Source organism: Streptomyces sp. NPDC052012 (assembly GCF_040689265.1).
Taxonomy (GTDB): domain Bacteria; phylum Actinomycetota; class Actinomycetes; order Streptomycetales; family Streptomycetaceae; genus Streptomyces.
The window spans coordinates 1-24,512 of the sequence record NZ_JBFAXA010000001.1; the positions used below are offsets into that span (position 1 = coordinate 1).

22 protein-coding genes and 1 pseudogene are annotated in these 24,512 nt (G+C 72.7%); 9 read left to right on the plus strand and 14 right to left on the minus strand.

Going from position 1 to position 24,512, the window contains the following annotated elements:
• Positions 1-422: 422 nt before the first annotated feature.
• From AB0412_RS00005 to AB0412_RS00035, 7 genes are all read right to left on the minus strand, one after another.
• Entirely contained in the window at positions 423-1,379 is a 957-nt protein-coding gene (locus AB0412_RS00005) for a BadF/BadG/BcrA/BcrD ATPase family protein (protein ID WP_366400138.1), read from the minus strand.
• Entirely contained in the window at positions 1,370-2,635 is a 1,266-nt protein-coding gene (locus AB0412_RS00010) for a 6-phospho-beta-glucosidase (protein WP_366400784.1), read from the minus strand. Before AB0412_RS00010 ends, AB0412_RS00005 begins: the two co-directional genes overlap by 10 nt.
• Before the next feature lie 2 nt (positions 2,636-2,637).
• Complete coding sequence (locus tag AB0412_RS00015; protein ID WP_366400139.1) at positions 2,638-3,528, minus strand: carbohydrate ABC transporter permease; 891 nt, start codon at positions 3,526-3,528, stop codon at positions 2,638-2,640.
• Entirely contained in the window at positions 3,525-4,469 is a 945-nt protein-coding gene (locus tag AB0412_RS00020) for a sugar ABC transporter permease (RefSeq protein ID WP_366400140.1), read from the minus strand. The genes AB0412_RS00015 and AB0412_RS00020 overlap by 4 nt, the downstream gene beginning before the upstream one ends.
• A gap of 6 nt (positions 4,470-4,475) precedes the next feature.
• Complete coding sequence (locus AB0412_RS00025; protein ID WP_366400141.1) at positions 4,476-5,813, minus strand: ABC transporter substrate-binding protein; 1,338 nt, start codon at positions 5,811-5,813, stop codon at positions 4,476-4,478.
• A gap of 94 nt (positions 5,814-5,907) precedes the next feature.
• Positions 5,908-7,125: an ROK family transcriptional regulator gene (locus tag AB0412_RS00030; RefSeq protein WP_366400142.1), complete on the minus strand. Its 1,218-nt coding sequence runs from the start codon at positions 7,123-7,125 to the stop codon at positions 5,908-5,910.
• 248 nt (positions 7,126-7,373) lie between these two features.
• The gene (locus AB0412_RS00035) at positions 7,374-8,471 is read right to left on the minus strand and encodes a mechanosensitive ion channel family protein (protein WP_366400143.1); all 1,098 of its coding nucleotides are present in this window, start codon (positions 8,469-8,471) and stop codon (positions 7,374-7,376) included.
• 335 nt (positions 8,472-8,806) lie between these two features.
• On the opposite strand from AB0412_RS00035, the gene AB0412_RS00040 reads away from it, so the two are divergent.
• Positions 8,807-9,343 (plus strand): HNH endonuclease, encoded by a 537-nt coding sequence (locus tag AB0412_RS00040; RefSeq protein WP_081237222.1) that lies wholly within the window; start codon positions 8,807-8,809, stop codon positions 9,341-9,343.
• A gap of 90 nt (positions 9,344-9,433) precedes the next feature.
• Here the strand turns inward: AB0412_RS00040 and AB0412_RS00045 are convergent, their stop codons facing one another.
• The 4 genes and pseudogenes from AB0412_RS00045 to AB0412_RS00060 form a co-directional block, all read right to left on the minus strand.
• On the minus strand, positions 9,434-10,804 hold the full coding sequence (locus tag AB0412_RS00045) for an FtsX-like permease family protein (protein ID WP_366400144.1): 1,371 nt from the start codon (positions 10,802-10,804) through the stop codon (positions 9,434-9,436).
• The gene (locus AB0412_RS00050) at positions 10,801-11,487 is read right to left on the minus strand and encodes an ABC transporter ATP-binding protein (protein ID WP_366400145.1); all 687 of its coding nucleotides are present in this window, start codon (positions 11,485-11,487) and stop codon (positions 10,801-10,803) included. Before AB0412_RS00050 ends, AB0412_RS00045 begins: the two co-directional genes overlap by 4 nt.
• Positions 11,484-12,017: a PadR family transcriptional regulator gene (locus tag AB0412_RS00055; protein ID WP_366400146.1), complete on the minus strand. Its 534-nt coding sequence runs from the start codon at positions 12,015-12,017 to the stop codon at positions 11,484-11,486. Before AB0412_RS00055 ends, AB0412_RS00050 begins: the two co-directional genes overlap by 4 nt.
• 99 nt (positions 12,018-12,116) lie before the next feature.
• Positions 12,117-12,517, minus strand: a pseudogene (locus AB0412_RS00060) (discoidin domain-containing protein); the annotation flags it as partial.
• Positions 12,518-12,884: 367 nt separating this feature from the next.
• Here AB0412_RS00060 and AB0412_RS00065 point away from each other — a divergent pair.
• From AB0412_RS00065 to AB0412_RS00075, 3 genes are all read left to right on the plus strand, one after another.
• Positions 12,885-13,178, plus strand: coding sequence for a hypothetical protein (locus tag AB0412_RS00065; protein ID WP_366400147.1), 294 nt, complete (start codon positions 12,885-12,887; stop codon positions 13,176-13,178).
• The gene (malQ, locus tag AB0412_RS00070; RefSeq protein WP_366400148.1) at positions 13,179-15,269 is read left to right on the plus strand and encodes a 4-alpha-glucanotransferase; all 2,091 of its coding nucleotides are present in this window, start codon (positions 13,179-13,181) and stop codon (positions 15,267-15,269) included.
• Between the two features lie 128 nt (positions 15,270-15,397).
• Positions 15,398-15,673 (plus strand): hypothetical protein, encoded by a 276-nt coding sequence (locus AB0412_RS00075; protein WP_366400149.1) that lies wholly within the window; start codon positions 15,398-15,400, stop codon positions 15,671-15,673.
• Positions 15,674-15,771: 98 nt separating this feature from the next.
• Here the strand turns inward: AB0412_RS00075 and AB0412_RS00080 are convergent, their stop codons facing one another.
• Positions 15,772-16,281, minus strand: coding sequence for a MarR family transcriptional regulator (locus tag AB0412_RS00080; RefSeq protein WP_366400150.1), 510 nt, complete (start codon positions 16,279-16,281; stop codon positions 15,772-15,774).
• A 108-nt stretch (positions 16,282-16,389) separates the two neighbouring features.
• Between AB0412_RS00080 and AB0412_RS00085 the strand changes: the two genes are divergently transcribed.
• The 3 genes from AB0412_RS00085 to AB0412_RS00095 all read left to right on the plus strand — a co-directional run bounded on the left by AB0412_RS00085 (position 16,390) and on the right by AB0412_RS00095 (position 19,263).
• Positions 16,390-17,346, plus strand: coding sequence for an EamA family transporter (locus AB0412_RS00085; protein WP_366400151.1), 957 nt, complete (start codon positions 16,390-16,392; stop codon positions 17,344-17,346).
• A 107-nt stretch (positions 17,347-17,453) separates the two neighbouring features.
• On the plus strand, positions 17,454-18,314 hold the full coding sequence (locus tag AB0412_RS00090; protein ID WP_366400785.1) for a DMT family transporter: 861 nt from the start codon (positions 17,454-17,456) through the stop codon (positions 18,312-18,314).
• A gap of 28 nt (positions 18,315-18,342) precedes the next feature.
• Positions 18,343-19,263 (plus strand): LysR family transcriptional regulator, encoded by a 921-nt coding sequence (locus tag AB0412_RS00095; RefSeq protein ID WP_366400152.1) that lies wholly within the window; start codon positions 18,343-18,345, stop codon positions 19,261-19,263.
• 50 nt (positions 19,264-19,313) lie between these two features.
• Here the strand turns inward: AB0412_RS00095 and pepN are convergent, their stop codons facing one another.
• Positions 19,314-21,887 carry an aminopeptidase N gene (gene pepN, locus AB0412_RS00100; protein WP_366400153.1) on the minus strand — a complete coding sequence of 858 codons (2,574 nt, stop codon included), beginning with the start codon at positions 21,885-21,887 and terminating at the stop codon, positions 19,314-19,316.
• Between the two features lie 172 nt (positions 21,888-22,059).
• Here pepN and AB0412_RS00105 point away from each other — a divergent pair, with 172 nt between their 5' ends.
• Positions 22,060-22,545 carry a DUF1203 domain-containing protein gene (locus AB0412_RS00105; protein ID WP_366400154.1) on the plus strand — a complete coding sequence of 162 codons (486 nt, stop codon included), beginning with the start codon at positions 22,060-22,062 and terminating at the stop codon, positions 22,543-22,545.
• A gap of 99 nt (positions 22,546-22,644) precedes the next feature.
• Here the strand turns inward: AB0412_RS00105 and AB0412_RS00110 are convergent, their stop codons facing one another.
• Positions 22,645-23,664: an aspartate-semialdehyde dehydrogenase gene (locus tag AB0412_RS00110; RefSeq protein WP_366400155.1), complete on the minus strand. Its 1,020-nt coding sequence runs from the start codon at positions 23,662-23,664 to the stop codon at positions 22,645-22,647.
• Positions 23,665-23,974: 310 nt separating this feature from the next.
• Here AB0412_RS00110 and AB0412_RS00115 point away from each other — a divergent pair, with 310 nt between their 5' ends.
• The gene (locus AB0412_RS00115; protein WP_366400786.1) at positions 23,975-24,511 is read left to right on the plus strand and encodes a sigma-70 family RNA polymerase sigma factor; all 537 of its coding nucleotides are present in this window, start codon (positions 23,975-23,977) and stop codon (positions 24,509-24,511) included.
• Position 24,512: the final 1 nt, after the last annotated feature.

Sequence of the window (24,512 nt, forward strand, 5' to 3'; positions counted from 1 at the left end):
TGCCTGCGGCGCCAGTGCGGCTTCGGTGGGGGTGCGCGTAGCGCCTACGGGTGGTGGGTGGGGCGGGGCCGGGGCGGTGGTGTCCGTCCTCGGTCCGGCGCGGAATCGGTCGACTCGAGAAGCGGGGGTGTTGACGCGCCGGCCGCTGCGGGCGGACACCACCGCCCCGTCCCCGCCCCGCCGCGTGCGAGTGCGCCACGCCTACGCCCCGTCGCGGGTGGCCCGCTGCACGCGTCTGCAACCCGTCACACCGGCCCAACTCCGTATCCCGGCAAGCCGTCGTGCCTCATCCCGCGGGCGGCCGGTGTGTCGTCGATCCCGCGGGCAGTCGTGCCGCTGGGGCGGCACGGGTGGGCGCGGACGGTGCCCTGGTGGTGCCGGGCTGCGTGAGTTGCCCCCGGGAGCGCACCTTTCTTGCGGGGTCAGTTGAAGTGTGTGCGCAGGCGGGTCTGGGCCTCTTGGGGGGCGTTCAGGTGGTCCAGGGCCAGTAGGGCCGCGCCCAGGACCGGGCTTTGGCTGACCACCTGGGGGGCCGCCTTGGGGGCCTTGTCGGTGAGGAGGGTGCGGATCCTGGTGTCCAGTTGGGGGTGCCGGGCGGCCAGGACGCTGCCGCCCAGGAGGACCGGCGTCTCCTCGGTCAGCAGGTCCAGGCGGGTCAGGGCCACCGTGACCAGGGCGACGATCTCGTCGGCCTGACGGTCGACGATCGCCCGCGCGACCGGGTCGCCGTCGGCCGCCGTGGTGAACAGGACCGGGGTCAGTTCGTGGCGGCGGGCGGGGGCGATCCGCTCCAGGTGCAGGGCCTCGATGAGGGCCGGCATGTCCGGGAGGCCGAAGTGGGCCGGCAGGGTGTGGGCCAGGGCGGTGGGGGCGCCGCGGCCGTCGTCGGAGCGGGCGGCGTGCCACAGGGCCTCCTCGGACAGGTGCCAGCCGCCGCCCCAGTCGCCGGAGATGCGGCCCAGGGCGGGGAAGCGGGCCGTGCGGCCTTCGTGCATGCCCACGCAGTTGATGCCGGCGCCGCAGACCACGGCGACTCCGCGGGGTTCGGTGACACCGGCGCGGAGGACGGCGAAGGTGTCGTTGCGGACCTCGACGGTGTCTCCCCACGCGCGTGCGGTGAGGGCTGTGGTGAGTTCCTCCTCCTCGACGGGGAGGTCCGCGTTGGCCAGGCAGGCCGAGACGTGGTCCACCGCGGTGACGCCCGCCCTGGTGAAGGCCCGGGTGACGGTCCGGGTGAGGGACTTCATGGCTCGGTCCGTGCCGACCGCGGGCGGGCGGAAGCCTTCTCCGCGGGCCGTGGCGAGGACGGCGCCGTCGGTGGTCGCCACGGCCACGTCGGTCTTGCTGTTGCCCGCGTCGATGGCGAGGATCACGCCCACGCCAGGTGCTCCCGGTTGTGGGCGATCAGCTGGTCGGTGAGGCGGTCGGCGTACGTGTACTGGCCGATCAGGGGGTGGGCCAGCAGGGCCCGGAAGACGCGGTCGCGGCCTCCGTGCAGCGCGGCGTCCAGGGCCAGGTGTTCGTACGTGGTGACGCCGGCCATCAGGCCCGCGTAGAGGGGATCGACCGACGGGACGGGGAGCGGGGTGGCGCCCTTGGGGGTGATGGTGGCCGGTACCTCGATCACCGCGTCGTCGGGGAGGAAGGGGAGCGTGCCCCGGTTGAGGGTGTTCACCACCTGGTAGGGGGAGCCGTGGCCGCCGAGGAGGGAGGCGGCCAGGTCCACGGCCGCCTCCGAGTAGTAGGCGCCGCCGCGTCGGGCGAGGAGGGGCGGCTTCTCGGCCAGGGCCGGGTCGGCGTACAGGGTCAGCAACTCGCGTTCCATCGCGGCCACTTCCGCCGCCCGGGAGGGCTTGGTGCGCTGTTCCTCCACCACCTCGTCGTGGGCGTAGAAGTAGCGCAGGTAGTAGGACGGGACCGTGCCGAGGCGGTCCAGGAGGGGGCGGGGGAGGCGGAGGTCGGCGGCGATGGTGTCGCCGTGGTCGGTGAGGAGCCGGGGGAGGACGTCCTCGCCCTCGGGGCCGTTCAGGCGGACGGCGGTCTCCCAGGTGAGGTGGTTGAGGCCCACGTGGTCGAGGTGGACGTCGGAGGGGTTCACGTCCAGGAGCGCGGCGAACTTGCGCTGGAGGCCGATGGCCACGTTGCACAGGCCGATCGCCTTGTGGCCGGCCTGCAGGAGCGCGCGGGTGACGATGCCGACCGGGTTGGTGAAGTCGATGATCCAGGCGTTCGGGGCGGCACGGCGGACGCGGTCGGCGATGTCCAGGACGACGGGAACGGTGCGCAGCGCCTTGGCCAGACCACCGGCGCCGGTGGTCTCCTGCCCCACGCAGCCGCACTCCAGGGGCCAGGTCTCGTCCTGCTCGCGGGCCGCCTGGCCGCCGACGCGGAGCTGGAGCAGGACCGCGTCCGCGCCGTCCACGGCTGCGTCCAGGTCGGTGGTCGTGACGATGCGGCCGTCGTGATCCTGTGTGGCGAAGATGCGGCGGGCCAGACCGCCGACCAGCTCCAGGCGGTCCGTCGCCGGATCGACGAGGACCAGTTCCTCCACCGGCAGCGTGTCCCGCAACCGGGCGAAGCCGTCGATGAGTTCGGGGGTGTAGGTCGAACCGCCGCCGACCACGGTGAGTTTCATCGTCATCCCTTTACTCCGGTGAGCGTGACACCCTCGACGAACGCCTTCTGGGCGAAGAAGAACACGAGGATCACGGGGGCCATGACCAGCACGGTCGCGGCCATGGTGAGGTTCCAGTCGGTGTGGTGGGCGCCCTTGAAGGACTCCAGTCCGTAGGAGAGGGTCCAGGCGCCGGGGTTCTCGGAGGCGTAGATCTGCGGGCCGAAGTAGTCGTTCCAGGCGTAGAAGAACTGGAAGAGGGCGACGGCCGCGATTCCTGGTCTGGCCATGGGGAGGACGACCTTCACCAGCGTGCGCAGTTCGCCGCAGCCGTCCACCCGGGCCGCGTCCAGGTACTCGTCGGGGATCGTGGTGAGGAACTGGCGCAGGAGGAAGATCGAGAAGGCGTCGCCGAACGCCATGGGGATGATCAGCGGCCACAGGGTGCCGGACAGGTCCAGCTGCTTCGCCCAGAACAGGTACATCGGGATGATGACCACCTGGGGCGGGAGCATCATCATCGAGATCACCAGCATGAGGGTGAGACCGCGGCCCCGGAAGCGGAACTTGGCGAGCGCGTAGGCCACGGGGATCGACGACAGCACGGTGAGCGCGGTGCCGAGGAACGCGTAGAGCAGGGTGTTCCTCCACCAGGTGAGGAAGCCGGCGGTGGACAGGACCTTGCGGTAGTTCTCCCATTCCCAGGTGTCGGGGATCAGATCGCGGGTGAGGGCCTGCTGGTCGCTCATCAGCGAGGTGAGGGCCACGAACACGAACGGCAGGGTGAAGAAGAGGGCCGCGGCCACGCCGAGGGCGTGCACCGCGATCCACTCCAGGAGGGCGCGGCGGCGGGCCGGGCGGTGGGACGCGGGGCGCGTCACGGTGGGTGAGGGCCGTTCCAGCAGCTGGGTCATCGGTCACCTGCCTGGATCAGGCCGCCCCGGCGCCGCATCAGCAGGGCCGTGAACGCCATCGAGAGGGCGAAGAGGACCAGCGCGACCACGCACGCCGAGCCGTAGTCGAAGCGCTGGAAGCCGAGGTTGTAGACGAGCTGGGGGAGGGTGAGGGTCGACTTGTCGGGGTAGCCCGGCTCGAAGGACTGGCCGGAGCCGCCGATGACGCCGGAGGCGACCTTTCCCGCGACCAGCGGCTGTGTGTAGTACTGCATCGTCTGGATCACACCGGTGACGACGGCGAACAGCACGATCGGTGAGATGCACGGGAGGGTGACGTAGCGGAAGCGCTGCCAGGAGGAGGCGCCGTCCAGCGCGGCGGCCTCGTACTGCTCCTTCGGGACGTCCAGCAGCGCGGCCATGAAGATGACCATCAGGTCGCCCACGCCCCACAGGGCGAGCGCGGTGAGGGCGGGCTTGGACCAGCCGGCGTCCGTGAACCAGCCGGGGGCCGGGAGTCCGAGGCCCTCGAGGACGGAGTTGACCGGGCCCGTGCCGGGGTTGAGGAGGAAGACGAAGGCCAGGGTGGCGGCGACCGGTGGGGCCAGGTACGGCAGGTAGAACAGGGTGCGGAAGACGTTCGTCCCGGTCTTGATCTTTGTGATGAGCAGGCCGACACCCAGGCCGAAGACCACGCGCAGGGTGACCATGACCAGGACGAGCCACAGGGTGTTGCGCAGGGCCGGCCAGAACAGCGGGTAGTCCTGGAAGACGTACGTCCAGTTCTCCAGGCCGCGGAACTCCGGGACGCCGAAGCCGTCGTACTTCATCAGGGAGAAGTACGCCGTGGAGATCAGCGGGTAGGCGAAGAAGACGCCGAAGCCGATCAGCCAGGGGGAGAGGAACGCCAGCGTGCGCAGCGCCGAGGCGCGGTGCTTGGAGCGGAGCGTGTGGCTGGTCATGGCCCGCTACTTCGCCTGCTCGATGTCGCGGTCGATCTGCGCGGCGGTCTGCTTCAGGGCGGCCTTGAGGTTCTTCACCTTGCCGGACTCGTAGCGGTAGCCGAGGTCCTGGAGGGTCAGCATGTAGCCGGCGCCGTCGACGGAGGCGGGCGGGGAGTTCGACTCCGGGTGCTGGGCGATGTCCAGGAAGGTCTCGAAGGCCGGGTCCGTCTTCAGGTCGGGGGACTTCAGGGCGGCGTAGGTGGACGGGACGTTGCGGATGGCGTTGGAGAAGGCGACGACCGCCTCGGTGTCGGTCGTCATGTACTTCACCAGCTCCCAGGCGGCGTTCTGCTTCTTGCTCCGAGGGGCGATGCCCATGATCGTGCCGGACAGGAATCCCTTGCCGTACTCGTCCGCCTCGTCGTCGGCGACGGGCAGCGGGGCGGTGCCGATCTCGAAGCCGACACCGGCGTCCTTCGCCATGCCGAGGCGCCACTCGCCGTCGAGCTGCATCGCCACCTGGCCGGTGTGGAAGGGGTGCTTGGCGCCCCACTCGTCGCCGAAGGCGGTGCGGTACTTCTCCAGCTTCGCGTAGCCGCCGAGGTCGTCGACCAGCTTCTTCTGGAAGGTGAGCATCTCGGCGAAGGCCGGGTCCTCGGCGACGGCGGACTTGCCCTCGTCGTCGAAGTAGCTGTGGTCCCACTGGGCCATGTAGTGCTCGGTGGTCGTCTCGTAGCCGTGGTAGTTCGGCATGAAGCCGAGCTGCTCGTAGCTGTTCCCCTCGGGCTCGGTCAGCTTCCTGGCGACCTCCGCGAACTCCGACCAGGTCTTGGGGGGTTGCTCGATGCCGGCCTTCTCGAAGGCGTCCTTGTTGTAGTAGAGGCCGTAGGCGTCGCCGAGGAGGGGCAGGGCGCAGCGGGTGCCCTCGAACTGGGTGTACTCCAGCATCGGCTTCGGGATGATCTTGTCGAGGTCGAGCTCCGACTTCTCTATGAAGGGCTCGAGGTCGAGGAAGGCGCCCGAGGAGCAGAACTTGCCGATGTTGGACGTGGTGAAGGAGGAGACCACGTCCGGGCCCTTCGAACCGCCCGCGCGCAGCGCCTGGTTGAGCTTGTCGTCGTTGATGTTGCCGACGACCTTCACCTTGATGTTGGGGTGGGCCTTCTCGAAGCGGTCGACGTTCTCCTGGACCGCCTTCACCTCGGCGGGGGCGCTCCAGCCGTGCCAGAAGGTGATCGTCGTCTCGGCGTTCGGGTCGTCGGTCGCTCCGCTGCCGGACTGGCCGGTGCAGGCGGTGGCGAGGAGCGTGAGGGAGACGGCCGTGGCCAGCGTGAGTGCCGCGTTTCTGGATGTTCCGGGCATGGCGGAGCTCCGTAGGGCAGGGCGGTGACGGGGAACTGGGCAGGGCGGTGGCGGGGAAGGGGCGGTGCGGGGTCAGTGGGAGGTGGTACGGGGGTCAGCGGGAGGTGTCGAAGACCTCGTCGCGTGTGGTGGCGAGGGCGCTCTCCAGGGCGCCGCGCACCACGGGGTGCTCACGGACGTCACCCAGCACCAGCCGTGGGCGGGAGGCGGCCAGCTCCTCCAGCTCGGCCTGGACGAGGGCGCGCAGCGCCTCGCCGCCGGAGGTGAGGCCGGTGCCGCTCAGGACGACGAGTTCGGGATCGAGGACGGAGACGAGGGAGGCGAGACCGGTCGCCAGGCGGGTCGCGTAGGCCGTGAGGAGTGCGCGGTGGCGCTCGTCGTCCTCCGGGGCCGCCGCGGCGCGTTCGAGGAGGGTGGCGGCCACGTGGGTGTAGTGGCCCTGCGGGATGCCGGTGATGCCCAGCTCGCGGGCCAGCTTCGGGACCGCCTGGGAGCCGGCCAGCTCCTGGTAGCCGCCGCTGTTGGCCTTGGTGACCTGGCGGACCAGGGGCGTGCCCGGCACCGGCAGGAAGCCGACCTCGCCCGCGCCGCCGGTGAAGCCGCGGTGCAGCCGCCCGCCGAGGACCAGGGCGGCACCCAGGCCCTCCTGGTTCCACAGCAGGACGAAGTCCGCGTGGCCGCGGGCCGCGCCCAGGCGCTGTTCGGCCAGGGCGACCAGATTGACGTCGTTCTCGTACTCGAACGGCATCGGCAGCGCGGCGGCGAGTTCGTCGAGCAGCGTGGGGGAGTGCCAGCCGGGCAGGTGGGAGGCGTAGCGCAGGCGGCCGGTGTTCGGGTCGAAGGCGCCCGGGGTGCCGATGACCAGGCGGTGGACGTCGGCGCGGGCCAGTCCCGCCGCCTTCACCGCGCCGTCCAGGGCGTCGGTGACCTGCTGGACGACCGGGGCGGTGGGGCGGCGGCCCGGGGTGGGCAGCTCGTACCGGCCGACCGTGCGGCCGGTGATGTCGGCGACGGCGGCCAGGATCCGCTCCGGGGTGACGTCCAGCCCGGCGGCGTACGCGGCGGCCGGGTTGACCTCGTACAGCTGGGCGCCCGGGCCGGGCCGGCCCTCGGTGGTGCCGGTGGCGAGCACCAGTCCGGCCGCTTCCAGGCGGGCCAGCAGCTGGGAGGCGGTCGGCTTGGACAGGCCGGTGAGCTTGCCGATCCGGGTGCGCGAGAGCGGGCCGTGCTCCAGCAGCAGGTCCAGGGCCGCGCGGTCGTTCATGGCGCGCAGGACGCGCGGGGTGCCCGGCGTGCCGGCGGTTCCTGCCATCGGGTGCGACACCTGCCCTTCTTCGACTGCCCAGCTTCTCAGCGGCCGGCGCGGGGCGTCCATCCGGGGGCGGAGGACGTCCGGGCGTCGGCTGCTCCGACGTCGGGCCGCGCGCTGGCGACCGATCACTGTTAGGAAAGTTTCCTATTCGCTTGCCCAGGAACGTAAGGCCGGGGCGGAGCGGGCGTCAAGAGGGATGCGAAAAGGGCGGCACCCGGAGTGTTCCGGGTGCCGCCCTGAGCGGTGCGCTACTTCGTCGTGCTCGGCGGCGTCAGCGGGGACGCGGCGACCGACTGCGGGGAGACCGAGCTGGCGTAGGCCGACGGGGGCGCGACGGCCGCCGTCGGGTCGGCGCCCGGCTCCGGGTCCTCCGGGGTGGTGGCGCCACCGACGATCCGGATGCCGGCCGCGTCGAAGGCCCGCTTGATGCGCCAGCGCAGCTCGCGCTCCACCGTCAGCGACTTGCCCGGCATCGTCTTCGCCGAGACGCGGACGACCATCGAGTCCAGCAGCACCGAGTCCAGGCCGAGGACCTCGACCGGGCTCCACAGGAGCTCGTTCCAGGGCTCCTCCTTGCCCATCTTCTCCGCGACCTCGTCGAGCGTGGCCTTGACCCGCTCCAGGTCCTCGTCGGAGCGGACCGTGACGTCCACGTTGGCCGTCGCCCAGCCCTGCGACAGGTTGCCTATCCGCTTGACCTCGCCGTTGCGGACGTACCAGATCTCGCCGTTGTCACCGCGCAGCTTGGTCACCCGCAGCCCGACCTCGATGACCTCACCGGAGGCCACGCCCGCGTCGATCGTGTCGCCGACGCCGTACTGGTCCTCCAGGATCATGAACACGCCGGACAGGAAGTCCGTCACCAGGTTGCGCGCGCCGAAACCGATGGCCACACCGGCGACACCGGCCGAGGCCAGCAGCGGGGCGAGGTTGATCTGGAAGGTGCCGAGGACCATCAGCGCGGCCGTGCCGAGGATCAGGAAGGACGCGACCGAGCGCAGCACCGAACCGATCGCCTGCGAACGCTGACGGCGCCGCTCGGCGTTGACCAGCAGGCCGCCGAGCGCGGTGCCGTCCACCGCGTCGCCGGTCCGGGACATCCGGTCGATCAGCTTGGTGATCGCCCGGCGCACCACCACGCGCAGCACCGCGGCGATCACCACGATCAGCAGCACCCGGAGCCCGATCGCCAGCCACGTCGACCAGTTCTGCTCCACCCAGCCCGCGGCGTTGGTGGCGCTCTCCTGGGCGTCCCGGAGCGAGGGCACCTTCGGTGACTCGGACTCCGAGGGCGTCGGCGAGGGGCTCGCGGCCGTCAGGACGGCGTCCGCTACGGGCAAGGACACGGCAGGTACCTCCAGGAGCACGACTCTGCCCCCGGTGCGGCGGTCACGGTCACATCAGTTCGGCAAGATCAGCCGGGTCACGAAAGGGTCACCGGTACGGGCAGAACCACACACTAACGGGGCATTGTGAAGGAACCCGCCCCTGCCGTGAAGAAGAGACGGCCCTCACCTGCGCTTGAACAGGCCATGATCCGGGGGATGACATTCCTGTGTGGTCGAAAACACTCCCAGCCCGTTACCGGGACATGGTGGCGCTTCCACCAGGCATGAGGGGAGACTGACTACGAAATCGTCCCGGCGCGAGCCACGCGCCGCCGGCGTACAAGGAGGCATCCGTGCCGCATGTCCTGGTCCTCAACGCGTCGTACGAGCCACTCGGCGTCGTACCGCTCCGCCGCGCGCTCGTCCTCGTCCTCGAGAACAAGGCCGTATGCCTCGAGGAGTCCGGCGCCTATCTGCACAGCGCAACCGTCACCGTCCCCGCACCCAGCGTGGTCCGGCTCAAGCGTTTCGTGCGGGTTCCCTACCGGGGGCCCGTTCCTCTGACACGGCGGGCGCTGTTCGCCCGTGACGGGGGCCGGTGCATGTACTGCGGTGGCGTCGCAACCAGCGTCGACCACGTCATCCCGCGCAGCCGCGGGGGCAAGCACGTCTGGGACAACGTGGTGGCCTCCTGCCGCCGCTGCAACCACGTGAAGGCCGACCGTCACCTCTTCGAGCTGGGCTGGCGGCTGCGCCACAAACCGGCTCCGCCCACCGGTCTGGCCTGGCGCATCATCGGCACGGGCCATAGGGACCCGCGCTGGCTGCCGTACCTGCAGCCGTACGGCGCGGACGACGCCCTGGCCCGGATCGACGGCATCTCCGCCTGACGACGATCCGGGCCTTCGTGTGTCCCGGCCCAGCGGCGACCGGTCCCGACAGGCCCCGGGGAACCCCCGTTCCCCCGGGGCCGGCCGTGCTCAGGCGTAGCGCAGCTCGGCGGGGTGCACCGAGCGGCGCAGCAGGGGCAGGGCCGTGGCGGCGGCCAGGAGGCAGGCCGCGTAGACCAGCACCGGGACGAGGAGCACCGCCCAGGGCGTCGGCATGCCGCCGCCGTCGTCGGACAGGGCCGCGTAGCCGAAGCCGATCACCGCGCCGCCGATGCCCGCCAGCAGCATCGCGGGAGCCAGCGGCAGCGCCGTCTCCAGCAGCAGCGCCCGGCCCAGCACCGTGCGCGGCACCCCGGCGGCCGTCTGCGCGGCGAGCCCCCGGCGCCGGGTGGCCAGCGACTCGGCGGTGCCGACGGCCAGGCCCGACAGCGCGATGGCGAGCCCGACCGCGATGGCCGCGGCCGTCAGGTCGAGGCCGGTCGTGTAGTACGAGGTGTCCTCGGCCAGGTGCTTGTCCGAGTTCAGTACGTCCAGGAAGACGTGCCGGATGCCCATGAACCCGGAGCCCACCACCGTCACCAGCAGCACCGCCGCGTGCGTACGGGCCGCCGCCCACGGGTCGTCGCGCAGCCGCTGCGCCGCGATCAGGGTCGCCGCCGAGCGGGCCCGGCCCGCCAGCACCCTCCCGGTGATCCGGGACGTCGCCCCGGCCAGCCACACCGCGCCCGCGCCGACCGCGAGCAGCGCGGCGAACACCGTCAGGGGCGTGTGCCATCCCGCCGGGCGGGACCGGGGGCCGGACAGGGAGGTCGCCGCCAGCAGCGCCAGCCCGGCCGTCAGCAGCAGCCCCACCAGGAACAACAGGCCCGCGTTCCGCCCCGGCCGGGCCCCCGCGCGCCGCACCCAGCCGAGCGGTGAGGCCACCACCCGGCGCAGCGCCAGCGCGCCGGCCGCCGAGCCCAGCACCGGCACGCCCACGGCGACCAGCGCCATCACGGCCCAGGTGAGCGCCGTCGGCCGCTCCCACAGCCGCAGCAGCGTCAGCACCGAGAAGACGGTCGCGACCGCCGAGCCCAGCAGACAGGCCAGCCCCGTCTCCAGCGCGGCGATCCGCCGCACCTGCCACGGTGACGCCCCCGCCAGCCGCAGCCCGGCCAGCCGCCGGTCCCGGTGCACCGCCCCGACGCGGGCGCACTGCCCGAGGAACCCGAGAACCGGGACCAGCAGGAGCAGCAGGGCGAGGATCACTCCCGAGCGCGTGCCGGGTTCGTCGAGCAGGCCCTCGGCGAGGGACACGCGGAAGGAGTCGCCGCGCAGCGAGGCCAGGACCCCCGCCGCCAGCGCGAAGCCCGTCGCCAGGGCCGCCCCCGTGGCGGTGAGGGTGATCCGCCACCACTCGCGCCGGTCGGAACCGCGGGTGAGCTGCCAGGCCAGACGCAGATCGGAACCCAGTGAGCTCACGCGGTCACCTCCAGCGGGGCCACGGCGCCGTCCCGCAGCTGCACCTCGCGGTCCGCGTACGCGGCCACCTGGGCGTCGTGCGTGATCAGCAGCACCGCCGTGCCTGCCTCGCGGGCCGTGTGCACCAGAGCCGTCATCACCTGCTCACCGGCGAGCGAGTCCAGCGCGCCCGTCGGCTCGTCCGCGAACACCACCTTCGGGCCGGTGACCAACGCCCGCGCCAGGGCGGCCCGCTGCGCCTGACCACCGCTCATCTCGCCGGGCCGCAGCTCCTCCTGCCCGCGCACCCCGAACCGCTCCAGCCACTCACCGGCCGCCGAACGGGCCGCCGCGCGGCCGGTGCCCGCCAGCATCAGCGGCAGCGCCACGTTGTCGAGCGCCGTCAGTTCCGGGATCAGCTGACCGAACTGGAAGACGACGCCGAACTCGGTCCGGCGCAGCTCGCTCAGCCGCTTCTCGGGGAGCCGGTCGAGCCGCTCCCCGCCGTACGTCACCGAACCGGCGTCCGGGCGGACGATCCCCGCCAGGCAGTGCAGCAGCGTCGACTTCCCGCTGCCGCTCGGGCCGGTGACGGCGAGGATCTCGCCGGCGCGCAGCTCGATCGAGGCGCCGCGCAGGGCCTCGGTCCTGCCGTGCGCCTTGACGAGGTCACGGGCCGCCAGGAGCGGCACTGGGTTGTTCATGCTGCGTCGACCTCCGCGGTCAGGGTGGTGAGCCGGGCCGCCGTGGTCGTCATCCAGCGGAGGTCGGCGTCGAGGTGGTTGAGGGCGTAGTCCGCCGAGAGCACGGTCGCCAGGTCCGCTCCCTTGGCCGACTTCACCGCGGTGAGCTCACGCATCCGCGCCATGTGCGCGGCACGCTGGGCGCGCAGGTAGGCGGCCGGGTCGCCGCCGGACAGGATGGACAGCACGACCTTGGCGAAGATCTCGTTGGTCACGAAGGGGGCGGGCGGGGCGATCTCCCCGGCCCAGCGGGACAGTTCACGCGACCCCGCCTCCGTCGAGCGGTACGTCGTCCGCTCCGGGCCGCCGTCCGCGTCGGTGCCCTCGATCTCGGCGAGACCGTCCCGGACCAGTCGCTGGAGGGTCGTGTAGACCTGCCCGTAGGCCAGCGGGCGGGCCTGCGGGAAGCGTTCGTCGTGGCGTCGCTTCAGGTCGTAGCCATGGCTCGGCCCCGAGGCGAGCAGGCCCAGCAGGATGTGGCGGGTGCTCATGGCGATCATTATGTACTGCGTACATGTACTGAGTGAATAGTGGGCGGGGAGATTCTTGCAGCCCGCGGTGCGGCGGGGAGGGGATCAGTCGGCGACCGCCTAGGCCTCCACCGCCCACAGCGAGTACCCGCAGCGTCTCCCGGCCGCCGCGGCCGTCCCGCACACGGACCGCCGTGCGCCAGCCGCGGCCCTCCTCCGAGACCTCGACGCGGTACGCACTCGGGTACGCGTCCCGCCAGTGCAGCGTGAGGCGGCCCAGCCGCACCGGCCGCCGCAGGTCGACCCGCCACCAGGCGTCGTCGTCGGCCGGGGACGACCAGCGCGTCCCCGGGTCGCCGTCGTTCGCCGCCGACGCCGGGAAGTCGGGTGTCTCGTCCGCCGAGGAGCACCCGGCCGGTGCGCGCGAGGTCCGGGCCCCCCGTACGGGGAACGGCGTGCACGGTCGGCGGGCGCCGCACCCCGCCGAAGCCGAGCCGGATCGCGTACGACCCGGCCGGAGTCCCCCCACAGGGCCTCGATCAGCGGGCGCAGATACGCCGACTCCTCGGCCCCGAGCACCGAGGACGCGGCGTTGCCGCCAGCGGACGAGGCCCGCCGCCCTTCTTCCCGCGCCGTTGCTGCACAGGCTCCTCCGGTCGCTCGACAGGGCTGTCGAGCCCACCCACCCTTGCGGTGAACGTGTCAACGAGAGTGGCCGCTGTGCCCGATGTGACCGAATGTGGGAGGAGGGAGCGGGAAGAGAATGTGAGCAGGAGCACGTTGTGCGTGTTTGTGCGTCTGGCCTCGCGCCCGCTGGGTAGGGCTGCGACATAACCCGCCCGACCTGCCAGACGACCCGCACAGCCGTGCCCGACGAGGAGGCCACCCGTGGCTGCACCCGCATACGTCCCGTCCCCGGCCCTGTCCAAACCCTGGGCGGAGCCGTCCTCCGCCGCACCCGAGGATCTGTACGCCTGCGTGTTCAGCGCGGAAGGCCCCTGCACCGAGGTCCCCCTCACCAGCGAACCCCCGCTGCCCGACGCCGAACCCCTCACCAGCGAGCCACCGCTCGCCGACGCCGCCCCGCTGACCAGCGAGTCCGACGGTTTCGTGGACTACGGCACGGACACGGACCCCTCCGGACTCGACGCCTTCCCGGCCCAGTACCGCCCGGAGCCCTAGGTGACCGCGCCGGCCGAGCCCTGTTCCGAGGACCTGTCCCGGCTCGCCGCCCTGCACGGCGTCGCCACCTCCTACAGCCCCTCCCCGGACCGTACGGTCGAGGCCTCGGCCACCGCCGTCACCCTCACCCTGGCCGCCCTCGGCGTGGACGCCGGCACCCCCGAGGCCGTACGCACGGCGCTCGCCGCCCGCGAGCGGGAGCTGGAGCAACGGCTGCTGCCGCCCACCGTGGTCGGCTGGGGCACCGCCACCCCGGCCGCGTTCGCCGCCCTCCCCACGGGCACCCGGCTGGCCATCCGCACCGAACAGGGCGAGACGCGCTCCTCCGCCGAGCAGCTCCCGCCCGGTGTGCACGAGGTGACCGCCACCGCTCCCGACGGCCGTACCGCCCGCGCCCACCTGATCGTCGCCCCGCCCCGGCTGCCCACGCCCGCCGGGCGCTCGTACGGCCTGCTCGTCCAGCTCTACTCGCTGCTGTCGCACCACTCCTGGGGCATGGGCGACCTCGGCGACCTCGGCGAGCTGGCCGCCTGGGCCGGACGCACCCTGGGCGCCGGATTCCTCCAGGTCAACCCGCTGCACGCGGCCGTGCCCGGCCCGCCGACCGATCCCTCCCCGTACCGGCCCTCCTCCCGCCGCTTCCCCGACCCCGTCCATCTGCGGATCGAGGACGTCCCGGAGTTCGCCCACGTCACCGACCACGACCGCGTGCGGTCCCTGCTCCGGCGGGCCGAGCGGCTGCGCGCCTCGGTGCTGGAGCAGGGCGCGCTGATCGACCGGGACGCCGTGTGGGAGCTCAAGCGGGAGGCGCTGGAACTGGTGCGCGAGGTGCCGCTCGGGCCCGGCCGGCGCGCCGCCTACTGCGACTTCCTCGCCGAGCAGGGCCCCGCCCTGGAGGACCACGCGACCTGGTGCGCGCTCGCCGAGGTGCACGGCTCCGACTGGCACCGCTGGCCCGCCGCCCTGCGCGACCCGCGCTCGCCGGAGACCGCACGCGCTCGCGGCGAGCTGATGGACCGCGTCGACTTCCACTGCCGTCTGGCCTGGCTCACCGACACCCAGCTCACCGCGTCCCAGCGCACCGCCCGCGAGGCCGGGATGCCGCTCGGGATCGTGCACGACCTCGCCGTCGGCGTGCACCCCGGCGGCGCCGACGCCTGGGCGCAGCAGGAGCACTTCGCCGCCGGCATGTCCATCGGCGCGCCCCCGGACGCCTTCAACGCCCGCGGCCAGGACTGGGGCCTTCCGCCGTGGCGCCCCGACCGGCTCGCCGAGTCCGGCTACGCCCCCTTCCGCGCCTTGCTGAAGGCCCTCTTCCGGTACGCCGGTGCCCTGCGCATCGACCACGTCATGGGCCTGTTCCGCCTCTGGTGGGTGCCCCACGGCCACCCGCCCACCGAGGGCACCTACGTCCGCTACGACGCCGAGGCCATGCTCGCCGTCCTCGTCCTGGAGGCCTCCCGCGCCGGTGCCATGGTGATCGGCGAGGACCTCGGCACGGTCGAGCCCGGTGTGCGGGAGGCGCTGCGCGAGCGCGGGGTCTACGGCACCTCGGTGCTGTGGTTCGAGCGGGACTGGGAGGGCGATCGCCGGCCCCTGCCGCCGGACAGCTGGCGCGCCGACTGCCTGGCCACCGCCACCACCCACGACCTGCCGCCCACCGCCGCGCGCCTCACCGGCGAGCACGTCGACCTGCGCGACCGCCTCGGCCTGCTCACCCGCCCGCTCGCCGAGGAGCGCGCGGAGGCCGCCGCCGACACCGCGGAGTGGCTGGACCTGCTGTCCCGGCTCGGCATGCTGCAGGGCTCCGGCGGCGGCGCCGACGCCTCCTCGGAGGAGGCCGAGATCCAGGCCGTCCACCGCTACCTGCTGCACACCCCCGCCCGCCTGATCGGCGTCTGGCTCCCCGACACCGTCGGCGACCGCCGCCCCCAGAACCTCCCCGGCACCTGGGACCAGTACCCCAACTGGCGCCTGCCGATCGCCGACGCGAAGGGCCGGCCGGTGACTCTGGAGGACCTGGCGGCGTCGCGGAGACTGCATGCGCTGATCGAGACCCTGAAGGCACCGGACAGCCCGCCCGGCGTCTGAGGACGAGGCCGTTCGCGCCGGAGCGGGGGCCGGGCGGGCGGCGGGCCCGGGACGCCCTCACCGGGGCAAAGCCCTCGTACGGCACCCCGGGCGCGCGGCTCTCAGCGGCGTTCGCTACCTTGTGCAGCGTGGACAAGAAGAACGCCCTGCGCGCCGGCGCCCTGGCAGCCGGTACGACGCTGATGATGCTGCTCATGACGTCCCCCGCGCTCGCGCTCACCCGCGACGACGGTGACGACCCCGGCACGGGCCTGAGCGTCATCGAGACGCTGGGCCTCTTCGTCGTGGCCCCGATCGCCCTGTTCGTGGTGATCGCCGGCCTCGTGATGGTCCTCGACCGCTCCAAGGAGGAGCACCGGGTGACCACGCGCAACATCAAGACCAAGGCCGACGCCAAGGCCTGACCCGGCGCGCCCCCGCGCCCCGCGCACCTCTGCCGAGGGCGCCGTGTCCTGCCGACCCCGGCGGAGACGGCGCCCTCGTCGCTGTCCGGGGGCCTGCGCTACCGCTCGGTGGCGAGCAGCAGGTCCCTCAGCAGGTCGGCCAGGTGCCCCGCCCGTTCCGCGCCGAGCGCCGACAGTGCCTCCGTCTGCACGGCGAGGCCCGCGCCGACCGCCTCGTCGACCAGGCGCAGCCCCTGCTCGGTGAGCGTGACCTTGAGCCCTCGGCGGTCGTGCGGGTCGGGGGAGCGGCGCAGCAGTCCGGCGCGCTCGAGCTTGTCCAGGCGGCCCGTCATCCCCCCGGTGGTGAGCATCAGCGTGGCCGACAGCCCGCGCGGGGAGAGGGCGTAGGGCTCGCCGGAGCGCCGCAGGGTGGCGAGGACGTCGAACTCGCCGCGGGAGATCCCGTAGCCGGCGTACGCCCTCTCCATGCGGTCGCCCATCGCCCGCGCGAGCCGGAAGACACGGCCGAAGACCTCCATGGCGGCGGTGTCGAGGTCGGGCCGGACGGTGGCCCACTGCTCGACGATCGCGTCGACGGGGTCCTTGCGCTGCTCGGGGCGTTCGCTCATGGCCATGAGTATCGGCAGGTGTCCGGTCGTCCGCAAGAAAGTGGCTTGACGATAAGTAGCTTGCAGCTAAGCTACTTACCACTGGCCCACTTGGAAGGGGTACGCCCCATGCCCGCCGACCGCGCCGCACACGCCGGCCTCATCGCGCTCACCGCCCTGGCCCCCGTCTCCTGGGGCACCACCTACGCCGTCACCACCGAGTTCCTCCCGGCCGACCGCCCCCTGTTCACCGGCCTGATGCGCGCCCTGCCCGCCGGACTGCTCCTGCTCGCCCTCGCCCGGGTGCTGCCGCGCGGTGCGTGGTGGGGGAAGGCGGCGGTGCTGGGCGCCCTGAACATCGGCGCCTTCTTCCCGCTGCTGTTCCTCTCCGCGTACCGGCTGCCGGGCGGTCTTGCCGCGGTCGTCGGCTCCCTCGGCCCGCTGCTCGTCGTCGCCCTGTCGGCGCTGCTCCTGGGCGAGCGGCCGAGCGCCCGGTCCGTGCTCACCGGGGCGGTGGCCGCGTTCGGCGTGAGCCTGGTCGTCCTGAGGGCGGCGGGCGCGCTGGACACCCTCGGTGTGCTGGCGGCCCTCGCCTCCACCGCGTCGATGTCCACGGGCACCGTCCTGACCAAGCGCTGGGGCCGCCCGGAAGGCGTCGGCCCGCTCGCCCTGACCGCCTGGCAGCTCACGGCCGGCGGACTGCTGATCGCCCCCGTCGCCCTGCTCGTGGAGGGCTCACCGCCCGCGCTGGACACCCCGGCGATCGGCGGCTACCTCTACCTCGCCCTGGCCAATACGGCACTCGCGTACTGGCTCTGGTTCCAGGGCATCGGCCGCCTGTCCGCCACCCAGGTCACGTTCCTCGGCCCGCTCTCCCCGCTGACGGCGGCGGTGGTCGGCTGGGCGGCGCTGGACGAGACGCTGACCCCCGTACAACTCGCGGGCATGGCGCTGGCGTTCGGGGCGACGGTGGCGGGGCAGCTCAGGCCGCGCGGCATGCGCGCCCGCGCGCGAGCGTTCAGCTCGGCTGAACAGAATCGTCGAAAAGATTCGATGGACGCGAAGGAAGCGGTGCTGCGACGGTAGAACCACCGCGATCACCGACCACCGAAAGGCCCTCTGTGCCCGCCGTCCACCACCGGACCTCCCGCACCGCCCCCGCCACCCCCGACACCCTCAGGACGACGGCCCCCGTGGCCCTCGGCATCGCCCTCGCCGCCCTCGCGACCCTCGTCTGGTCCGGCAGCTTCGTCACCTCACGCGCCCTCGGCGACACCGTGCCACCCGTCCAGCACGCCTTCTGGCGCTGGCTGATCGCCCTGGCCGCGGTCGCCCCGTTCGGCGCCCGGCAGGCCTGGCGGCAACGGGCGCTCATCCGCCGTCACCTCGGGTTCGTCGTCCTCGCCTCCCTGCTCGGCGTCGCCACGTACAACACGCTCGTGAACCAGGCCGGGGTCACCACGCCCGCCGCCAACATGGGCATGATCATGGCGGCGTCACCGGTGCTGATGGCGGTGTTCGAGCGCGCGGGAGGCGTACGCCTCGGCGCCCGCCGCGTCGTCGGGCTGCTCATCGCCTGCGCGGGCGTCCTGCTCCTGATCGGCGGCGTGGACACGGCCGGTCTCGCGGCCGGCGACCTGTGGATGATCGCCGCCGCCTGCTGCTTCGGCGGCTACAGCGCCCTGCTGCGCCGCAGGCCCGCCGAACTGACCGGCGCCGCCTTCCTCTTCACGACCTTCCTGCTCGGCACCCTCATGCTGCTGCCGGCCCAGGCCCTCAGCCTCACCGTCCAGGGCGGCTTCACCCCGGCCCCCGGCACCGTCCTGCCCCTCCTCTACGTCGGCATCGCCTCCTCGGCGCTCGCGTTCTTCGCCTGGAACAAGGCGGTCACCCTGATCGGCCCGAGCCGCGCCGGCGTCGTCTACTACCTCCAGCCCGTCTGCGTGGCCCTGCTGTCCTGGGCCCTGCTGTCCGAACCGCTCGGCTGGACGCAGGCCGCCTGCATGGCCCTGATCCTGGGCGGCGTGCTCCTCGGCGCCGGGGCTCGCAGCTGAGGCCCGGACCGGCGATTAGATTGCCGCCATGGCCGAGTGGGACATCCGGAAGCTGCACATCCTGCGGACGCTGCGGGAACGGGGGACGGTGACCGCGACGGCCGAGGCGCTCAGCATGACCCCGTCGGCGGTCTCCCAGCAGCTGACCAACCTGTCCAGGCAGCTCGGCGTGCCCCTGCTCCGGGCCCAGGGCAGACGGGTCCGGCTGACCGACGCGGCCCGGCTGGTGCTGCGGCACGCCGATGCCGTGTTCGAGCAACTGGAACGAGCCGAGACCGAATTGACGGCGTACGTCCACGGGGAGGCCGGCGAGGTCCGGGTCGGGGCCTTCTCGACCGCCGTGCCCGCGCTGGTCGTCCCGGCGGTGCGGGCCCTGCGTGCGGCACACCCGGGCGTGTCGGTGCGGGTGCGGGAGGCCGAGGCGGAGGAGGTGTACCAGCTGCTGGCGGACGGCGAGGTGGACCTCGCCCTGTCCCTGGCCGCCCAGGCGCCGACCGCGGCGGACCCGCGCTTCACGCGCGTGCCGCTTCTCGCCGACCCGCTGGACGTCGCCCTGCCCCGCGACCACCCGCTGGCGTCCGCCGAGAACCTGCGACTGGCCGATCTCGCCGCCGAACCGTGGATCTTCGGCGGCAGCGGGCCGTGGTCCGACATCACCCGCACCGCCTGCGAGGCGGCGGGCTTCCGGCCCCGGCGTGAGCACACGGCGGCCGGCTGGACGGCGATCCTCGCCATGGTCGAGGCCGGCATGGGGATCGCCCTGGTGCCCCGGACGGCGGCGGTACGGCGCGAGACACCCGGTGACGGTGACGTCGTGATGCGGGAACTGGCCGCGGACCGCCCGGTCCGGCACGTGGTGGCGGCGGTGCGCACAGGGGCGGAGGACGGCGCGGCGGTCGGCAGGGTGCTCGACGCGCTCAGGAGCGTGGCTTCTCAGCCCGCCCGATGAAACACGGGGGCGCCCGGCACGACACCGGGCGCCCCAGGTCACGCGAAGAGCTACTGGCCCGCCGCCGCGTCCGCGGCCTGGGCCCGCAGGGCGCGCTCCACACCCGCGCGGGACTCCGAGACCAGACGGCGCAGGGCCGGGGCCGGGTCCGCGGACGAGAGCCAGGCGTCCGTCTTGTCCAGGGTCTCGCGGGTCACCTGGACGGCCGGGTACAGGCCGACCACGATCTGCTGGGCGATCTCGTGCGAACGGGAGTCCCAGATGTCCTTGGCCACCTCGAAGTACCGGTCCGCGTACGGGGCGAGCAGCTCACGCTGGTCGGTCTGGACGAAGCCGGAGATGACCGCCTCCTGCACGGCGTTCGGCAGCTTGTCGGACTCCACGACCGAAGCCCACGCCTCCGCCTTGGCCTCCTCGGTCGGGCGGGCCGCGCGAGCCGTCGCCGCGTGGCGTTCGCCCGCCGCGGTCCTGTCGCGCTCGTACTCCGCCGCGATGTCCGCCTCGTCGAACCGGCCCACCGCCGCCAGCCGCTGCACGAACGCCCAGCGCAGCTCCGTGTCCACGGCCAGCCCCTCGACGGTCTGCTCACCGCTGAGCAGGCCCTCCAGCAGGTCCAGCTGCTCCGGCGTGCGGGCCGTGGCCGCGAACGCCCGCGCCCACGCCAGCTGGTGGTCGCTCGCCGGCTCGGCGGAGCGCAGGTGCGCCAGCGTCGCGTCGGTCCAGCGGGCCAGCAGCGCCTCGCGGGCCGCCGGGTCGGCGTACAGGTCGATCGCCAGCTTCACCTGACGCTGCAGCGACTGCACGACACCGATGTCCGACTCCTTGCCGATGCCCGACAGCACCAGCGACAGGTAGTCGCGCGCCGCCAGCTCCGCGTCCCGGGTCATGTCCCACGCCGACGCCCAGCACAGGGCGCGCGGCAGCGACTCCGCGAAGTCGCCGAGGTGCTCGGTGACGGCGGCCAGCGACTGCTCGTCCAGGCGGACCTTGGCGTACGACAGGTCGTCGTCGTTGAGCAGCACCACCGCCGGGCGGGCCTTGCCCACCAGCTGCGGCATGGCCGTCAGCTCGCCGTCGACGTCCAGTTCCACGCGCTCGCCGCGCACCAGGCGGCCGTCCGCGTCCAGGTCGTAGAAGCCGACCGCGATGCGGTGCGGGCGCAGGGTCGGCTCGCCCTTGGCGCCGGCGGGCAGGGCGGGGGCCTCCTGGCGGACGGCGAAGGAGGTGATCACACCCTGGGCGTCCGTCTCGATCTCCGGGCGCAGGACGTTGATGCCCGCCGTCTCCAGCCACTTCTTCGACCAGGTCTTCAGATCGCGGCCGGAGGTCTCCTCCAGCGCGCCCAGCAGGTCGGACAGACGCGTGTTGCCGTACGCGTGGCGCTTGAAGTACGCCTGCACGCCCCGGAAGAACTCGTCCTCGCCGACGTAGGCGACGAGCTGCTTCAGCACGCTCGCGCCCTTGGCGTACGTGATGCCGTCGAAGTTGACCAGCACGTCGTCCAGGTCACGGATGTCCGCCATGATCGGGTGCGTGGACGGCAACTGGTCCTGACGGTAGGCCCAGGTCTTCATCGAGTTGGCGAAGGTCGTCCACGAGTGCGGCCAGCGCGAGCCCGGCGCCGCCGCCTGGCAGGCGATCGACGTGTACGTGGCGAACGACTCGTTCAGCCACAGGTCGTTCCACCACTCCATGGTGACCAGGTCGCCGAACCACATGTGGGCCAGCTCGTGCAGGATGGTCTCCGCGCGCACCTCGTACGCCGCGTCCGTCACCTTGGACCGGAAGACGTACTGGTCGCGGATGGTCACCGCGCCCGCGTTCTCCATCGCGCCCGCGTTGAACTCCGGCACGAACAGCTGGTCGTACTTCTTGAACGGGTACGCGTAGTCGAACTTCTCCTGGAACCAGTCGAAGCCCTGCCGGGTCACCTCGAAGATCGCGTCCGCGTCGAGGTACTCGGCGAGCGAGGGCCGGCAGTAGATGCCGAGCGGCACGCTCTGCCCGTCCTTCTCGTACACGCTGTGGACGCTGTGGTACGGGCCGACGACGAGCGCCGTGATGTACGTCGAGATGCGCGGCGTCGGCTCGAAGACCCAGACGTTCTCCTCGGGCTCGGGCGTCGGCGAGTTGGAGATGACCGTCCAGCCCTCGGGCGCCTTCACGGTGAACTGGAAGGTCGCCTTCAGGTCGGGCTGCTCGAAGCTCGCGAAGACCCGGCGGGCGTCCGGCACCTCGAACTGCGTGTACAGGTAGACCTGGTCGTCGACCGGGTCGACGAACTTGTGCAGGCCCTCACCGGTGTTGGTGTAGGCGCAGTCGGCGTCGACCCGGAGCACGTTGCGGCCCTTGAGCAGGCCGGGGAGGGCGATGCGGGAGTCCTTGAAGACCTCGTCGGGGTCGAGGGAGTCCCCGTTCAGGGTCACCTCGTGCACGGTGGGAGCCACCAGGTCGATGAAGGACTCGGCGCCGTCCTCGGCGACGTCGAAGCGCACCGTGGTCACGGACCGGTAGGTCCCGCCCTCCTGCGCGCCGGAGAGATCAAGATCGATCTCGTACGAGTCAACGGTCAGCAGCTTCGCCCGCTGCTGCGCTTCTTCGCGAGTCAGGTTTGTGCCAGGCACGCGGTCATCTCCTCGTTATGTGTGCGTTGCGTCATCCTTCCACGGGACCTCGGAATAGGGCGACGACGGAGCCGGACCATGGGGATACCCCTGTGTCGGACCGGCCCGGAGGGGGGAACGCGACGTCCGGATTCCGCCGGTGTCCAGGGCCGGCGCTCGCGACTCTGGGGGCATGACGACACCGACGACCCACACCGCGCGTCCCCTCCCCGCGTCCGTCCTGAAGGAACTGCTGACCCTCGACGACGCCGGCCGCCCCGCGGTCCCCGTCACCGACGACGAGGGAGGCGCCCCGCTGCGCTGCTGCCTGCGCCGCAGCCGCCCGGGCGAGCGGATCGCCCTCGTCTCCTACGCGCCCCTGCGCCGCTGGGCGGCGGAGACGGGCGCCGACCCCGGCGCGTACGACGAGCAGGGGCCGGTGTTCGTGCACGCCGAGGAGTGCACGGGGCCGGAGAACGGCGGCCTGCCCTTCACCCATGCCCCTCGCGTCGTGCGCCGCTACTCCGCCGGCGGCCACATCCTGGGCGGCCGGCTGGTCGGGGCGCCGGACGGCTTCGAACCGGCCCTGACGGAAGCCTTCGCCGACCCCGAGGTGGCTCTGGTGCACGTGCGGGCCGTGGAGTACGGCTGCTTCCTGTACGAGGTGCGGCGGCACTGACCGGGGCGTGAGCGACGAGCCTGAGGGAGTGAGCGCAGACGCCGGGGCGGCCACCCGCACACAGGTGGCCGCCCCGGACGTCGCACGCGCGGGATCAGATCACTTCGCGGAGAGCTCCTCGGCCACCAGCTCCGCGATCTGGACCGCGTTCAGCGCGGCGCCCTTGCGGAGGTTGTCATTGGAGACGAACAGCGCCAGGCCGTTGTCCACCGTCTCGTCGCGGCGGATGCGGCCGACGTACGACGGGTCCTTGCCGGCCGCCTGGAGCGGGGTCGGGATGTCGGACAGCTCCACGCCCGGGGCGTCCGCCAGCAGCTCGGTCGCACGCTCCACGCTGATCGGGCGGGCGAAACGGGCGTTGACCTGGAGGGAGTGGCCCGAGAAGACCGGCACGCGCACGCAGGTGCCGGAGACCTTCAGCTCCGGGATCTCCAGGATCTTGCGGGACTCGTTGCGCAGCTTCTGCTCCTCGTCGGTCTCGTTCAGACCGTCGTCGACCAGGTTGCCGGCGAAGGGCAGCACGTTGAAGGCGATGGGGCGCTTGTAGACGCCGGGCTCGGGGAAGTCGACCGCCTCGCCGTCGTGCGTCAGCTTCTCGGCGTCGGCGACGACCTTCTGCACCTGGCCGTGCAGCTCCGCGACGCCCGCGAGACCGGAGCCGGACACCGCCTGGTACGTGGCGACGACCAGGGCTTCCAGGCCCGCCTCCGCGTGCAGCGGACGCAGCACCGGCATCGCGGCCATCGTGGTGCAGTTCGGGTTGGCGATGATGCCCTTCGGGCGGTTCGCGATCGCGTGCGGGTTCACCTCGGAGACGACCAGGGGGACCTCGGGGTCCTTGCGCCAGGCGGAGGAGTTGTCGATCACGACGGCGCCCTGCGAGGCGACCTTCTCGGCCAGCGCCCGGGAGGTGGCGCCGCCCGCGGAGAACAGCACGATGTCCAGGCCGGTGTAGTCGGCGGTGGACGCGTCCTCCACCGTCACGCCGTCCAGTTCCGTGCCCGCGGAGCGGGCCGAGGCGAACAGGCGCAGCTCGGTGACCGGGAAGTTCCGCTCCTTGAGGATCCTGCGCATGACCGTGCCCACCTGACCGGTGGCTCCGACGATTCCGACCCTCACGGCGACTCCCTACTGCGTCTCTTTGCGTTCCTGATGCCTGGCGGAGGCTCTTCCATCATGCGGCCGACCACGGCCCGCCTGTCCAATTCTTTGCGCTCACTGCCCGCCCAGTGGGACAGCCAGGCGATGACCGCCGATTGCGGACCTTCGGCCGCCACCCCCCTGAGCTGCAGAAATTCAGCCTCCGGGGGTCGTGGACCGCAAGGTCCCCTGCCCATCCCGACCCCCGCCACACGGAGATGTGACGTACGCCTCTGAACGTTCCGGACGCACCTGGCGTCGTAGGAGAAACAGCGTGAGGGGGTGGCCAGTGCTGCGCGGAAGGACCCGGCGCGGGCGAGGGGCGCATGCCGCCGCGGACGACGACCCGCTGGACGCGGCACAGGAACGCCGGGTGCGGGCGGTGCTCGCACTGGGCGGCGTGCCGCAGGCGGACCTGCCGGACGGGGTGCAGCAGGTCCGCCTGCGGCTGCTGGAGCGCGCCGCGAGCGGGCGGGAGGCGCCGCGGGACGTCTCCGCGTGGGCGGCCGTGGTGGCGTCCAACCTGGCCATGGACTGGCACCGGGCCAAACGCCGCCAGGAGCGCCTCGGCGAACGCCTCGCCGCGCTGCGCCCCGCGGAACTCCCCTCCGGCGAGGAGACCAGCCTGCTCTCCCTCGCTGTCGCCCAGGGCCTCGACGAGCTGCCCGACGCCCAGCGCCAGGTGGTCGTCCTGCGCTTCTACGCCGATCTGCCGGTCCGCTCCATCGCCGAACAGCTCGGCGTCCCGGAGGGCACGGTCAAGAGCAGGCTGCACACGGCGGTCCGCGCCCTGCGCGCCCGCCTGCACGAGGACGAGGTGGTGTGAC

Coding starts and splice junctions, on each gene's coding strand:
- AB0412_RS00010 (WP_366400784.1), bottom strand. CDS start 2,635: ATGAAACTCACCGTGGTCGGCGGCGGTTCGACCTACACCCCCGAACTC.
- AB0412_RS00015 (WP_366400139.1), bottom strand. CDS start 3,528: ATGACCCAGCTGCTGGAACGGCCCTCACCCACCGTGACGCGCCCCGCG.
- AB0412_RS00020 (WP_366400140.1), bottom strand. CDS start 4,469: ATGACCAGCCACACGCTCCGCTCCAAGCACCGCGCCTCGGCGCTGCGC.
- AB0412_RS00025 (WP_366400141.1), bottom strand. CDS start 5,813: ATGCCCGGAACATCCAGAAACGCGGCACTCACGCTGGCCACGGCCGTC.
- AB0412_RS00030 (WP_366400142.1), bottom strand. CDS start 7,125: ATGGCAGGAACCGCCGGCACGCCGGGCACCCCGCGCGTCCTGCGCGCC.
- AB0412_RS00050 (WP_366400145.1), bottom strand. CDS start 11,487: ATGAACAACCCAGTGCCGCTCCTGGCGGCCCGTGACCTCGTCAAGGCG.
- AB0412_RS00055 (WP_366400146.1), bottom strand. CDS start 12,017: ATGAGCACCCGCCACATCCTGCTGGGCCTGCTCGCCTCGGGGCCGAGC.
- AB0412_RS00080 (WP_366400150.1), bottom strand. CDS start 16,281: ATGAGCGAACGCCCCGAGCAGCGCAAGGACCCCGTCGACGCGATCGTC.
- AB0412_RS00085 (WP_366400151.1), top strand. CDS start 16,390: ATGCCCGCCGACCGCGCCGCACACGCCGGCCTCATCGCGCTCACCGCC.
- AB0412_RS00095 (WP_366400152.1), top strand. CDS start 18,343: ATGGCCGAGTGGGACATCCGGAAGCTGCACATCCTGCGGACGCTGCGG.
- AB0412_RS00105 (WP_366400154.1), top strand. CDS start 22,060: ATGACGACACCGACGACCCACACCGCGCGTCCCCTCCCCGCGTCCGTC.